Origin of the sequence: Leisingera sp. SS27, from assembly GCF_028368855.1 — a bacterium.
Classification (GTDB): domain Bacteria; phylum Pseudomonadota; class Alphaproteobacteria; order Rhodobacterales; family Rhodobacteraceae; genus Leisingera.
In genome coordinates this window covers 332,922-345,827 of sequence record NZ_JAQNCY010000004.1, presented here as the reverse complement: position 1 = coordinate 345,827, position 12,906 = coordinate 332,922, and the positions used below count along the sequence as shown (strand labels likewise).

The window sequence follows — 12,906 nt, the reverse complement described above, 5'->3', positions numbered from 1 at the left end:
CTGGTAGCGGCCAACAATAAGAACAGGGGAGAATTGGGCATGGAATTGGATGATGCCTATGCCAACGGGGCTTATATCGAGAATGCAGACACGTACCCGCCGCGCTGGGCGGCCTCGGCGGAGGATTTCCGCAACAGCCTGCATGAGCGGGCCCGGCTGAACATTCCTTATGGCGAGGGGGAGCGGCAGGCATTTGATCTGTTCCTGCCCGAGGGCACGCCTAAGGGTCTGTTTGTTTTTGTCCATGGCGGCTATTGGCTCGCCTTTGACAAAAGCTCTTGGTCGCACCTGGCCCGTGGTGCGATGGCGCACGGCTGGGCGGTGGCGATGCCGTCTTATGACCTGTGCCCCGATGTGCGCATTGTCGATATCACCCGGCAGGTCGCTGCCGCTGTGACGCGGGTTGCGGCGGAGGTTGATGGCCCGATCGCGCTGGCAGGCCATTCCGCAGGCGGACACCTGGTTGCACGGATGCTGGACCCTGCGCTGCTGCCGCCGGATGTGGGCGCGCGGATCAAAACAGTGATCCCGATCTCGCCGCTGTCGGACCTGCTCCCCTTGCTGCGGACCTCCATGAACCAAAAGTTCAAGATGGATTCGGCAGCTGCGGTGGCAGAAAGCCCGGTGGAGATGCAGGACCGGTATCCGGCAGAGGTCACCGTCTGGGTCGGCGGCGTGGAGCGCCCGGCATTTCTGGACCAGGCGGTCTGGCTAGTGGAAGCCTGGGGCGCAGATCATGTGATTGCTTTCGGAAAGCATCATTTTAACGTGATTGACCCGCTGGCCGACCCGGACAGCGATCTGGTGGCTCTGATTGTGAATTGAGCACCGGGAGGGGGCGCAAACACCCCCATCACACGAGGTGTAATTAACTCTTGCCAGAATCCCCTTTCCGCCGCATCTTCCGGCCTAGGGGCCAGGCGATGGCGTCGCCGCATGGAATACATGCCAGCCCCCACATTCCAAAACTGTCCTGAACGCCGGGACCTTTCTTGTAAGAAGGAAGGGTCTGATATGACTGCACGTCCTGAAATGTACCGTTTTCACAATGGTGAGAAGGCGCCGCTGCAATTTGCTGTCTCTGAATATGAGGCGCGGATTGCGGGTCTGCGCAAGATCATGTCTGAAAAGGGGGTGAGCGCCGCTGTCTTCACCTCAATGCACAATATCTCCTACTACTCGGGCTTCACCTATTGCGCCTTTGGCCGCCCCTACGGCCTGGTTGTGACCGCAAGTGAAGCCGTGACCATCTCTGCCGGTATTGATGCGGGGCAGCCCTGGCGCCGCTCCTTCTGCGACAACATCACCTACACCGACTGGCAGCGCGACAATTTCTGGCGTGCAATCAAGTCGGTAAGCGGCGAGGGCGTGGTGGTCGGCTATGAGAGCGACCACCTGACCCTGCTGCAGAAGGCCAAGCTGGAGGGCTTCCTGAAGCCGTCCGAACTGGTTGATCTTTATGAGCCGACCATGCGCCAGCGGATGGGCAAATCCGCCGCTGAACTCGACATGATCCGCGTCGGTGCGGCTGTCGCCGACGTCGGCGGCTTTGCGATCCGCGATGCGGTCAGGGAAGGCGCGCGGGAGATCGACGTGGCGATGGCGGGCCGTGATGCGATGGAGCTGGAGATTGCCAAGCGCTTCCCGGATGCGGAATACCGCGACACCTGGGTCTGGTTCCAGTCCGGCATCAACACTGACGGTGCCCATAACCCGGTGACGGGCCGCACCCTGCAGCGCGGCGACATCCTGTCCCTGAACACTTTCCCCATGATTTCAGGGTATTACACTGCTCTGGAACGGACCATGTTCGTGAAGGAAGTGGATGCGGAATCTTTGCGCATCTGGGAGGCCAATGTGGCGGCCCATGAACTGGGTATCTCGCTCTTGAAACCGGGTGCGAGTTGTGCGGAAATCACCCACAAGATCAACGCCTTCTTTGAAGAGCAGGATCTGCTGCAGTACCGCACCTTCGGCTATGGCCACTCGTTCGGGGTCTTGTCGCACTATTATGGCCGCGAGGCGGGGCTGGAACTGCGTGAGGACATCGACACGGTGCTGGAGCCGGGCATGGTGATCTCAATGGAGCCGATGCTGACCATCGCCGACGGCCAGCCGGGTGCCGGCGGCTACCGTGAGCATGACATCCTGATCATCCACGAGGACGGCAACGAGAACATCACCAAATACCCCTATGGGCCGGATTTCAACGTCGTCGGCTGAGGTTTCCAATTTTTTGAAAAGACGCAGGGGGTGCCATCCGTGCACCCCCTGTACACCGGGCAGGCGCCTGCGGGGCTGAGCCAGACTGGTTGCAGGTCTGGAAGCGGGCCGTCAGCCGTCCTTGCTGTTCAAAACCTTCGCGATTGCGGATTCACCGCAGGCCTCTTCAATGTTCGGGTCTGGCGCACCCGAAAGTCCGATTGCGCCGATCAACGTGCCCTCGTGGAACAGCGGCAGGCCTCCGGTTAGCAACAGGATGTCGTCTTCCATTTTTCCCAGCTGGCTGTATCCGTCCGCCTGGGGTGCCATATTGAGAACAGATGTTGATACCTTCAGGGACGCGGCCGTATAGGCCTTCCTGAAGCTGGTATGAATGGTGTTCGCACCAGTGCCTTCTCCCCGGAAGAAATAGAGCAGCCGGCCTTGGTCATTCACGACAGAGACCGATACTGCCGCCTCTTGTGCACGGCAATCTGCAAGCGCTTCTTTGGCGATTGCTTCGGCAATTTCGGTTGTCAGAGCCGGGCGGTTCGGTATTTCGACTGCCGAGGCAGCCGCGGCCGCGAGCAATCCGGCCGCAGCCGCGCCGAAGATTACCATTTTCATCTCTTTGTCTCCCTTGTAGCTGATGCTGTGCACACTAGGTGTAAGGCTGGAAACAAAAGACAATCTGGATTGTTTTCCTGATGAAAAATGTGAACTTCCGGAACTGGCTTGATCATTGCTCTCACGAAACCAGGCGGGCGGTGCATGGCAAGGCACAGGCAAGCTGCATACCCAAAGGAGGGCTGATCCACGAAATCGCAGATCCAGCGCAGGAGTTGTACTTCATTGAGTCCGGTACAATTCGATTCGGGGCAACGCATGAGGGCGGCAAGGAGCTGATCGTCCGCGATCTTGGTGCGGGTGACTGGTTCGGTTTTATCGGCTGCCTCGGGCCCGGGTTGCGGCCGAATGCGGCCTATGCAAGGTCAGAAACCAGGCTGCGGGTGGTGAACTGGAAAGACGTCGAGGAAATAGGCCAAACAGACCCGCGTCTTTGGCAGGCGATTGCAGCTGTCCTGGCAGGGCTTGCCGACCATTTTTATAAGAATTTTGAGAACACGGTTTTTCTCTCTCTGGAACAAAGATTGAAAACCGCATTGCAGCAGATTTCCAAGTGGCAGAACACACGAAAGCTACGAGTCAGCCAGGAGGAACTGGCTGCTATTTTAGGTGTGACCAAGGAAGCTGTGGGTCTTCATTTGAATGCCTTAAAGGCTAAAGGCCAGGTGCAGCTGGGATACAGGAGCATCCATTTGCTGGAGAAGGCCGGACCTTAGCCGGATGGCAGAGCGCCAGGCGAACGCTGACATGAGGTGAGGCCGGCCGGTGCCGGGCGCCAGCGTGCAGGGAGCTTTCAGCCTGGACGCCTAGCAATTGGTCTTCTGGCAGGGCCGTTGCGCCGGGGCGGGTCTTGGGGCATATGTGCGCCACGGCATTGACTGCCCCGTTGTTACCCTCTTGCTGAGGACGCACGCACGTCCGCGCGTGCGCGCCCCGCGAGGAAGAAAGAGCCACCGCCATGTATGACGCCCCGGAAAAGAAGAAATCGGAATTTGCGCTGATCCAGCTGATGCCGAACCTGATGACCATCGGTGCGATCTGCGCCGGGCTGTCGGCGATCCGCTTTGCCATCTCCGGCAACTTCAAGCTGGCGGTGATGCTGATCCTGCTGGCCGCGGTGCTGGACGGGCTGGATGGGCGGCTGGCGCGGGCGCTGCGCAGCGTCAGCAAGATGGGGGCAGAGCTGGACTCGCTGGCTGATTTCCTGAACTTCGGTGTGGCGACCCCGATGGTGATCTATCTGTGGGCACTGCAGGATATGCGCGGGATCGGCTGGATTTCGGTGCTGGTGTTCTCGGTCTGCTGCGTGGTGCGGCTGGCGCGGTTCAATGTCAGCAGCAAGTCGGAGGAAGAGGCGCCGAAGCTGCGCAAGGGTTATTTCGAGGGCATCCCGTCGCCCGCCGGAGCGCTGCTGGCGCTGCTGCCGATGTTTGCCACCTTTGCCTATGGCAGCCGTGAACCGGTGCTGCATGAGCTGCTGATCTGCCTCACCATGGTGCTGGTGGGGCTGGCAATGATCAGCCACATTCCGACCTGGTCGCCGAAAGCGGTTAAAATTTCGCGGGAGAATGTTAAGTACCTGCTTGTGGGCTTTGCCTTCATGGCTGCGGCATTGCTGACCTATGCATGGACGGTGCTGGTTGTGCTATGCCTTGCTTACGTTGTTATGGTGATTTGGGGGCTGGTTTCCAAGCCAAAGGGCTAGCCCAGGACGTCCGGGGAGGGACGAATTGGATATCAAGGCAGTTGAGGAATCATACGCGCGCTGGGCGCCGGTGTATGACAAGACTTTCGGCGCGGTGACGCGCTCTGGCCGCCGCAGGGCGACCCGCTACATCAATTCCCGCGAAGGCAAGGTGCTGGAGGTTGGGGTCGGCACCGGCCTGTCTCTGCAGCATTACGCGCCGCATCTGCAGGTGACGGGGATCGATTTCAGCCACGACATGCTGAAGAAGGCCCAAGGCAAGGTGCAGGAGCTGGGGCTGAAACAGGTCGAGGCGCTGCGGCAGATGGATGCCCGGCAGCTGGATTTCCCGGACAACTCGTTCGACACGGTGGCGGCGATGCATGTGCTGTCGGTGGTGCCGGACCCGGATAAGGTGATGCATGAGATCGCGCGGGTGCTGAAGCCCGGCGGCAAGGTGGTGATCACCAACCATTTCAAGAGCGGCAAGGGGGTGCGGGCCTCGCTGGAGAAGCTTTCGGCGCCCCTGGCCAATGTGATCGGCTGGCATTCGGACTTCGAGTTGAAAACGGTGCTGCAGGAGGACCGCCTGCAGGTCGAGCAGCAGGAAAGCATTCCGCCCTTCGGGATGATGACATTCCTGGTGCTGGGCAAGCAGCAGACCATGTGAAACACCCTGTTTCCGCGATGCAGCCCCGGGGGGATCCTCCGGGGCTTTTCTTTGTGCGGCCTGTCTGCAACAGTGCATTTGAAACGGGCAGAATTGCACCGCCCAAGGGGATGTAAATTTCTTTTACATACCCATATCGGGATCAGATATTTGACAGGGAAGGAACGGATGCGATGAGTGTGTCCCAATTTGAGAAAATGGTGGCGGACAGCCAGGAAAAGGTGCGCGAGTCGCAGTCCAGGATCGAGGCGCTGACCTCGCGCATTGAGGCTGCGCGCAGCAAGATCGAAGCGGGCGAGGACGCCAGCGTCGATATCGAAAACGCCACGCTGGAAGATGTGCACGCGCATACCGAGGTAATGAACGCCAACATCGCCGAGCTGATCATGGGGCTGGACGATGTGACGGCGGCGTTCTCCAAGGATTTCGACGAGATGCGCTCGAAAACCGGCTGGGAGAGCTTTGTCGGGTTTTTCTCCAAGGGCAAGTCGGACTCGATGCGCCAGGAGCGGATGCGCACCGCCAGTATTGACGACAAGCTGCAGGACCTGATTGCCAAGTCCGATGTGATCGTGAAGCTGCTGGAAGGTCAGCTGGCCACCCTGGAAGAGCAGCGCGAGAAGGTGCAGGTGAACCTGTCGGCCACGCTGGACGACCGCGAGTTCACCGTGCAGGAGCTGGAGGGCGTGCGGGCTGAGATCGTGGCGCTGGACCCGCAGATCATCGAGCTGGAGAACAAGATCGCGGTCGAGCAGGACGCCGCCGCGCGCACCAAGCTGGAGACCGAGCTGGCCGACATCAACGCGAAATACAACGCGCTGGTGCAGGAGGAGCAGGTGAAGCTTGCTAAGTCCCAGACGCTGGAGCGCTATATCGAGAAGGGCAAAACCTGGGTCGACTCGTTGCAGAACCAGGCGGCGACGCAGATGGTGCTGATCAACAAGCTGCAGACGGACACCCAGCAGCGGGTGGTGCTGTATGATGCGCTGACCAAATCGCTGAAGACCGCGCAGCAGCAGGATGTGGCGCACCGGATCAACGAGATCGGCGTGCAGACCGACAAGGAAGCCCAGACCGCAATGGCGGCGATCGGCACCGCGACCAACCAGAAGATGGCCGACATGCTGGAAGCGCATGAGGACAACATGGTGTTTGCCCGCGACGTGCTGGAGAAGAAGGCCAAGGCGGATGAACGCTTTGCCCGCCGGTTTGCGGCGATTGTCGAGAAGCACGACAAGAACCTGTATGGGGGGTGAAGGTGTTCAGGCTCTCTGAAGTCAACGGGTCGTTTCTCTACAAGGCCAGCACTCTAAGTGATTTCTACTTGCAGATCGCCCTTGTGGCAGTTGCCATTTTTTTCATCCCGTCTGAAAGCAATGCTAAGTGGGGAATTTTCGCAGGTGGGGCGGTTGCTTTGTGGGGAAGCTATGTAAGGAGACGAAAGGAAAAAGAAGGCGGTCGAAATGACTAAGACCAGCCAAAACTATGCTGTTCTTACAACTAGCACCTGCTCGCGCTGGAAATTGAGTGTGCGAAACACAGGACGGCTCCCGGCCGCGGGTGGGAGCGTAGCGCCCGCCCGGGGGGGCGGCCGGGCGCTGTCCGCGCCGCAAGCGGCACGTCCGGAAAGGGGACATGCATGACCGATCCCTCCCACGACCACGCAGGCCTCAGCGATACCTTCGCCTCGCGCCGGTATTTCAAGAAGTTCGAGACCATCATCCGGCATCTCACGCGGGTGGCGGCGGCGATGCAAGCGGAAGGGCGGCTGTCGAAATCCGATGTGAAGGTGCTGACCGCCTACCTGATGCGGCTGAACTTCACTTTCCGGGCGCTGTCGATGAAATACCTGATGGCAGGGCGCGACACCGGGCGATTTTTCGGCAGCCTGGCGATGGACAAGCGCGACAGCGGCTTTCCGGTGGCGGCGGAGCTGATGACCATGGCCAACGACGCCCAGCAGGCGGAGCGGCACCTGGCCAATATGGCGAGCGAGGCGCAGCTGAAGGATGATATGGTGCGCACCATCATCTCGGACCGGGCGGTGCCCGCGAAGCTGCAGTTCGCGCTGTCGCAGCGGCTTTACTATCAGGAGCTGCTGAAAGGGCAGCTGTTCTGGGGCCAGAACGATCCGGTTTGCGAATGGCTGGAAAACATCGGCGAGCGGCGGCGGCGCTTTCTGCTGCATTGGGCGGCCTATGACAGCCAGGTGAACCTGCCGGTGATCTACCTGATGGAACTGGAGGACAGCGGCAAGGTGGCACTGCCCAAGGACGAACGGCGCTGGCCGGAGGTGCAGGCGCATCTGATGGCGCAGGCCCTGGCGGGGCTGAAGCTGGTCACGATTGCCAAGGGGTTTGACGAGGATTTCGACGACCTCCACCCCAAGCACCTGCGCCGCTTTCATGTGGGGCCGATGTATTCCTCTGCCTACACCGAGCAGTCCGGGCCGCTGCACCGGGTGCTGGAGGAAGCGGAGGCGCCCGCGGGTCAGGACTGGGCGCTGGCCTGGACGCTGGAGGAGCTGGAAAGCGAGGACGTGCGCGAGGAGCGCGCGGGCTGGTTCGGCACTGTTGAGAGGGAGATCTTTGCGCTCGACCCCTTTGGCGGGCGCGGCGCGGATACCGGCGCGACCCGGACCCAGCGCGCCATCATCCTGCCGCAGCGCCCGTTCCAGGTGCTGGCAGAGCTGGATCCGCCGGGGTTCGGCGATGTGCAGAAGTTCGTGGTGAGCGACGCCGGGCAGGTGCTGCGGTATTGAGCGGCGAGCCTGCCGAGACCGCAGGAGCCTCCGGCGGGGATATTTTTTAGCCAGATGAAGAGCGGATCGGAATTGCGTCCGCAAGCGACGGATTGAGAGGGTGAGATGAGCATTTCAGGCAATCAGATGGAGCTGCGGGAAGAGGATATCCGCAAGCATTACGCGGCTGCGGCGGCGATGCTGGAGGGGTTTGACCACACCCCGCGCATTGCCAAGCCTGCTGTGGAGGGCGCGGTGGCGGAGCGGTCCTCTGGCATTGGCACGCGGCGGCGGTTCCGCTCGACCACGCCGGGGCTGGTGACGCGCTCCACCGCGCGGCCTGAAGGGGTGCATCTGATCGCCCGCATTGAGGCGGCGGATGACGATGATCCGCTGACCTCGCCCTTGCAGGCGACGTTGCAACACGCGTTGCGGCGGGCGCTGGCGGTCTCCTTGGCGATGGGGGAGGCTTATGCGGATGTGTCCGGCCTCGGCGATCTGAAACGGGCCAATCTGGCCGGGTCTTTGGACGCGGCGCGCAAGGGGGAGTTCACAGAAATGCTGGCCGCCGAGGCGCTGATTGCCGCGCATGTGTTTGCCAATGCCACGGCCTTTCTGCTGGCACCGCACGGGTCCGAGGCGCAGGCTGAGGTGGGCGAGGCGGAGGAGCTGCTGACGGACAATGCGCCGCTGGCGCTGCACGGGGCACTGTGGGAGCTGGACCAGAAGCTGGCGCTGCATGCGCCGGATGATGCGCATCTGATTGCGGCCTCCGCCGCCTATGCCGAGCAGCTGATGGAGAAGGCCTCCCTGCGGGCTCAGAACGCGCCGCGGCTGGAGGCGTTCACTGCTGCTGCCTGGCGGGTGGAGGCGGATGATCTGACCATCAGCGGCTTTGAGCCCGCAGCCAAGGCGAAGTCCACAACGCTCACCATGGCATTCAAGAAGCCGCATGAGGTGGTGGGCAACCATATCGCCAAATACCAGGCGCTCAGGCTTTCCAAGATGCTGATGGCCTATGATTTCGACCGGCGTCTGAACCCCTTTGCAGAGATGGGCGGCTTTATCTTCACCTTCATGGGCGACGGCAAGCCGGGAACGGGCAAGACGACCCTGATCCAGATGATGGCGGGGCTGATCCATGATTATTGCCAGAATGCAGGCTATGCCTTCCGCTACCAGAATTTCGGCATCGACAATATCGACAGCTATCAGGGCAAGTCGGGGCAGAACGCCAAATCGTTTATCCAGAACGTGATCGACCCGGGTGTCATCGGCTTTGGCACCATCGACGACATCGACCAGATCGCGGGCAAGCGCGGCGACCGGCAGTCATCTGCGGGCCAGCAGGAAGTGACGGCGGTGTTTATGGAGGCCTTTGCCGGCGCCAATACCGTGGTGCGCGGCAACTGCACCTTCGGCATGTTCTCCAACTACCCGGAGAATGTGGACGATGCGCTGCGCCAGCGGGCCGGCGCGCGGTTTCTGGTGGACGGGCCGCAGACTCGGGAGGACTATATCGACATCCTGACGCTCTTGATGGGCAAGAACCATGCGATCCCGCTGGGCGAGCATGATCTGTACGGTGCGCAGGAGATCAAGAAGGCGGTCGCGCGGTCGTTTGAGGCGCACAACCGGCCGCAGGAGCCGGGGCTGGCAGAGGTCTTTGGCCGGGTGCACGACCAGATCGGGGAACTGGATGATCTGGCCAAGCTAGGCACATACCTTAAGGCGATCCAGCAGGCGGATGAGCGGTTCACCGGCCGCGCCATCAAGAACATCACCGATGCGGTCAAGGTGCGGGCGATGGACTTTGAGCTGCCCGATGAATGGATGGAGAACCCGGAGCTGTTCCTGTTCAAGGATTACGAGACCAAATCCGCGATGATTGCGGAACTGTGGGTGCCGATCACGGTCGACATGGTGGTGCAGGAGATCAACCGCTACGCCGACAGCGAGTTCCGCTATGCCGACAAGTCGGATGAGGTGGCGATTGAGAACATGGTGCGCGATTTCGGGCGGCAGGAAGAGGCCAAGCGGCGGTATTTGGAGGGGAAGTGACCGTTGGGGATTGCTCTCTTATATCTCGGAATTGTGGTGACGGTTTTTGCCGCGCTCTTTACCCTTCCAGCCGCGTGGGTCAACGGCGACAGAGTTGGGAACAAGGAGAGGGTTTGGTGGCGGGCAGCAGGCTTTACACTATTGACAGCCGGGATCATTTGCTTTGCGGCCTATGGTCTAGCTGGCATTGCCTTTTTGCCTGGCTTGTCTCCTGGTCCAGTTAGCGCCTTTGAGTATTTGCAGTTTGCGGCAGCCGGAACGGCAGCATCGTGTGTTGTGCTGGTTCCAATCTCAGCGCTCGTTTTTGGTGCGGCTTGGTTCCTGGGCAGACGATCATTCACCCGTGCACGGGTGCAGGAGAAGGCCTGATGAGTGTTGAGCAAAACAACGGGGCAGAACATGTCCGTGGGCGGAAGCGGAGCGCCTGCCCGTTTTGCCGGAGGCAAACCTGCGGTTTGACGGGGCGGACGGGCGCTGCCCGAGCCGCAAGCGACTCGGGCGGGGAAATTGTGCAGCCGTTCTCACAACAAATGCGCCACTTTCGTGATGCACACAGGAGGACAGTATGAAACGCCTCATCCAGTATGGCCTGATGTTCGGCAATCTCTTCCATGTGGCCTCGCCCGCGCTGGCGGAGCGCTATAACCGCGCGCTGAAGCATCTGACCGGCAAGACCACGGCCCTTACGGATTTTCACGTCGATATCTCGGGCTTTTCGCCCGAAATCGGCGATGAGCTGGGGGATGATCACTATCTGAACCATGCGGGCGTGAACCGGCAGTTCATTCTGCTGTCGACCGAGCAGAAGCGCTGCCCGCTGCTTCACGTGAAATTCTCCACCAGCCGGGACATCCTGCGACGGTTTATTGAGGTCAATGAACGCCAGCTGTTTGCGCTGACCGCGACCGATGCGGTTGCGGGCGAGTTGGTGAATTCGGTGTTTGAGGTGTCCTCTCCGGCCAAGCTGTTCGACATCCATCAGGTGCGGATCGAGGCGGACACCACCCGCGGCACGCTGCGTCACGCGGACCGTCTGGCGGAGCTGGTGGAGCGGTTCAAGACCGGCGAAGATGCCTGGTTTGATGATGGGCTGATTGCTGAGATGATCGCAACGGCGGAACAGACCGGCGATGTGACCCGCAATCCGGTGCATCTGGAGCATGAGGTCTTTGAGCAGGGTAATTTCTGGACCGCGCATTTCGGCGGGTTGTATGTGTTTCAGGGGCTGGAGCATCCGGCGGTGATTGCCAGCGGGGCAAAGCCCGAGGGGGTGCCGCTGGATCGCGTCTTTGACCTGAGCCAGCGCAATGCGATTGCCAAGTTCCTGGAGCTGAATGGGCTGGCTGAGCCGGTGATCCGGGCGCGCGGCGTCGATGGCGCGGCGATCCTGCGGCAGAAGATGGGGTTCCTGGCGGTTTCGGTTTTGACAGAGAAGGGCCGGGATCTGACCGGCTTGTCGCGGTCGGACCTGCGGCGGCTGGCGGCGCGGCATGCGGAGGAACTGCCGGAGGAGTTCGAGGGGCTGGCGGCGCTGGTGCGCTGGGCCGAGGGCGGCGGCAAGTGGCCGCGGATCAGCTCGGACCATCCGGCCTATTTCTATTCCCTGCGGGCGTCGGACACGCCTTGCCGCGATCTGGTCAACATGCTGCTGGCAGAGCTGTGCCCGCATGACTTCCGCCAGATGTTCATCTGCCACAAGGAAGAATTTTACCGCCGGTACCGCGGCTGGCCGGAGACCAAGAAGGCCTATGCAGCGGAGTTTCTGGCGCGGGAATATGCGGTGGACAAGGCCGGCGCGCGCGCCGCACTGTTCGGGCATGAGCCGGACATGGAGGGACGGATGCCCCGGCTGCCGCGGAACCGGCGCAAGGCGGTGGTTGACCGGGTCGGCCCCTGGGGGGCTGTGAACCGGGTGAGGGGGCGCTGAGATGTTCGGCTTTATCCGCCTGATCCTGATCCTCTTGGTGGTGCTGACCGTGGTCTATGCCGCGGTGTCGCTCTACTCGCGCGAGATGCGGCGGCTGAAGCTGAAGCGGCGCTGGAAAGAGAAGGGGTTGACCGGCGACCGCGCGGCCTTCATCCAGCGGGGGCTGAAACAATACGACAACTCGTTCCGGCGCAAGCTGATCCTCTTGGTCTACATCATCCCGCTGGGGGCGCTGGCGCTCCTGATCTACGTCATTAACTTCATGTGAGGTCCACCCCCATGCGTTTCATCAAATGGGCTTTCCTGATTACCTTCTGGGTGCTGTTCGGCGCCTTCCTGCATTACACGCTGCCGCAGTATGACGTGGTGCGGATCGTCAACACCTACGAGGAACGGCAGGAGCTGAACGACTGGACGCGGGTTTTCTGGTCCAAGCCCGACGACCAGTCGGCGCAGCTGATCAACCGCGATGTGCAGTTCATCCAGGCGGTGCGCGCCAACGGCCGCAACATGGTTTACCGGAACGAGGATACCGGCTGGAGCTGGCCGCCTTATTTCAAGTTCGACACCGCGAACCTCTATACGGACGCCAATGACAGCATCTCGACCAAGGCGAACCCGGAGTGGGTGGCGGTGATGCATTACGGCTGGCGCAACGAGTTTCTGTCGATCTTCCCCAACGCGGTGACGATCAAGCCGGTGACGGGGCCGGAGGACAAGCCGGTGAACTGGTTCTCGATCATCTTCCTGGTGCTTCTGGCGGCACTGTTGTGGGCGATCTATGTGCGCTGGCGCCGGTTCCGCCGGGCGCGGATCGACCCGATGATCGAAAGCGCCGAGGACAGCCTCTATGCGGCGGGGGATGCGATTGCCGAGCGCAAGGGCCGGTTCCGCCGCTGGCTGGATACCTGGAAGTCAAAGTGAGGAGGGGCCGCTGGATCGGCGGCTCTGCAAGACACACGCGGATGCGCGGGCCTGAACGGGCCCGCGTTTCT

The 12,906-nt window shown here is 61.3% G+C and carries 13 protein-coding genes; 12 read left to right on the top strand and 1 reads right to left on the bottom strand.

What is annotated here, in order from left to right; translation table 11 throughout:
* The first annotated feature begins 39 nt into the window (after positions 1 to 39).
* Both N6L27_RS11780 and N6L27_RS11775 read left to right on the top strand, forming a co-directional pair.
* Complete coding sequence (locus N6L27_RS11780) at positions 40 to 825, top strand: alpha/beta hydrolase (protein WP_271907449.1); 786 nt, start codon at positions 40 to 42, stop codon at positions 823 to 825.
* Between the two features lie 189 nt (positions 826 to 1,014).
* On the top strand, positions 1,015 to 2,223 hold the full coding sequence (locus tag N6L27_RS11775) for an aminopeptidase P family protein (RefSeq protein WP_271907448.1): 1,209 nt from the start codon (positions 1,015 to 1,017) through the stop codon (positions 2,221 to 2,223).
* 111 nt (positions 2,224 to 2,334) lie between these two features.
* Here the strand turns inward: N6L27_RS11775 and N6L27_RS11770 are convergent, their stop codons facing one another.
* A complete protein-coding gene (locus N6L27_RS11770; RefSeq protein WP_271907447.1) occupies positions 2,335 to 2,829 on the bottom strand; it encodes a GlcG/HbpS family heme-binding protein in 495 nt (164 codons plus the stop codon).
* A gap of 80 nt (positions 2,830 to 2,909) precedes the next feature.
* Between N6L27_RS11770 and N6L27_RS11765 the strand changes: the two genes are divergently transcribed.
* From N6L27_RS11765 to N6L27_RS11720, 10 genes are all read left to right on the top strand, one after another.
* Positions 2,910 to 3,545, top strand: coding sequence for a Crp/Fnr family transcriptional regulator (locus tag N6L27_RS11765; protein WP_260017374.1), 636 nt, complete (start codon positions 2,910 to 2,912; stop codon positions 3,543 to 3,545).
* A 242-nt stretch (positions 3,546 to 3,787) separates the two neighbouring features.
* Positions 3,788 to 4,534 carry a CDP-diacylglycerol--serine O-phosphatidyltransferase gene (gene pssA / locus N6L27_RS11760; RefSeq protein WP_271907446.1) on the top strand — a complete coding sequence of 249 codons (747 nt, stop codon included), beginning with the start codon at positions 3,788 to 3,790 and terminating at the stop codon, positions 4,532 to 4,534.
* Between the two features lie 25 nt (positions 4,535 to 4,559).
* Positions 4,560 to 5,183, top strand: a complete 624-nt coding sequence (locus N6L27_RS11755; RefSeq protein WP_271907445.1) for a class I SAM-dependent methyltransferase — start codon at positions 4,560 to 4,562, stop codon at positions 5,181 to 5,183.
* Positions 5,184 to 5,356: 173 nt separating this feature from the next.
* A complete protein-coding gene (locus tag N6L27_RS11750; protein WP_271907444.1) occupies positions 5,357 to 6,439 on the top strand; it encodes a hypothetical protein in 1,083 nt (360 codons plus the stop codon).
* A 383-nt stretch (positions 6,440 to 6,822) separates the two neighbouring features.
* Positions 6,823 to 7,944 (top strand): hypothetical protein, encoded by a 1,122-nt coding sequence (locus tag N6L27_RS11745; RefSeq protein WP_271907443.1) that lies wholly within the window; start codon positions 6,823 to 6,825, stop codon positions 7,942 to 7,944.
* A 105-nt stretch (positions 7,945 to 8,049) separates the two neighbouring features.
* On the top strand, positions 8,050 to 9,984 hold the full coding sequence (locus tag N6L27_RS11740; protein ID WP_271907442.1) for an AAA family ATPase: 1,935 nt from the start codon (positions 8,050 to 8,052) through the stop codon (positions 9,982 to 9,984).
* Between the two features lie 3 nt (positions 9,985 to 9,987).
* Entirely contained in the window at positions 9,988 to 10,353 is a 366-nt protein-coding gene (locus N6L27_RS11735) for a hypothetical protein (RefSeq protein ID WP_134828959.1), read from the top strand.
* 196 nt (positions 10,354 to 10,549) lie between these two features.
* Positions 10,550 to 11,911, top strand: coding sequence for a DUF6638 family protein (locus N6L27_RS11730; protein WP_271907441.1), 1,362 nt, complete (start codon positions 10,550 to 10,552; stop codon positions 11,909 to 11,911).
* Position 11,912: 1 nt separating this feature from the next.
* Complete coding sequence (locus N6L27_RS11725; RefSeq protein ID WP_019297329.1) at positions 11,913 to 12,179, top strand: hypothetical protein; 267 nt, start codon at positions 11,913 to 11,915, stop codon at positions 12,177 to 12,179.
* Between the two features lie 11 nt (positions 12,180 to 12,190).
* Positions 12,191 to 12,835, top strand: coding sequence for a DUF1523 family protein (locus N6L27_RS11720; protein ID WP_271907440.1), 645 nt, complete (start codon positions 12,191 to 12,193; stop codon positions 12,833 to 12,835).
* Positions 12,836 to 12,906 lie beyond the last annotated feature (71 nt).

Excerpts from the sequence above, each read along its gene's own strand:
- N6L27_RS11740 (WP_271907442.1), top strand. The coding sequence starts at position 8,050 with ATGAGCATTTCAGGCAATCAGATGGAGCTGCGGGAAGAGGATATCCGC.
- N6L27_RS11750 (WP_271907444.1), top strand. The coding sequence starts at position 5,357 with ATGAGTGTGTCCCAATTTGAGAAAATGGTGGCGGACAGCCAGGAAAAG.
- N6L27_RS11775 (WP_271907448.1), top strand. The coding sequence starts at position 1,015 with ATGACTGCACGTCCTGAAATGTACCGTTTTCACAATGGTGAGAAGGCG.
- N6L27_RS11725 (WP_019297329.1), top strand. The coding sequence starts at position 11,913 with ATGTTCGGCTTTATCCGCCTGATCCTGATCCTCTTGGTGGTGCTGACC.
- pssA (WP_271907446.1), top strand. The coding sequence starts at position 3,788 with ATGTATGACGCCCCGGAAAAGAAGAAATCGGAATTTGCGCTGATCCAG.
- N6L27_RS11765 (WP_260017374.1), top strand. The coding sequence starts at position 2,910 with ATGAAAAATGTGAACTTCCGGAACTGGCTTGATCATTGCTCTCACGAA.
- N6L27_RS11745 (WP_271907443.1), top strand. The coding sequence starts at position 6,823 with ATGACCGATCCCTCCCACGACCACGCAGGCCTCAGCGATACCTTCGCC.
- N6L27_RS11780 (WP_271907449.1), top strand. The coding sequence starts at position 40 with ATGGAATTGGATGATGCCTATGCCAACGGGGCTTATATCGAGAATGCA.
- N6L27_RS11720 (WP_271907440.1), top strand. The coding sequence starts at position 12,191 with ATGCGTTTCATCAAATGGGCTTTCCTGATTACCTTCTGGGTGCTGTTC.
- N6L27_RS11770 (WP_271907447.1), bottom strand. The coding sequence starts at position 2,829 with ATGAAAATGGTAATCTTCGGCGCGGCTGCGGCCGGATTGCTCGCGGCC.
- N6L27_RS11730 (WP_271907441.1), top strand. The coding sequence starts at position 10,550 with ATGAAACGCCTCATCCAGTATGGCCTGATGTTCGGCAATCTCTTCCAT.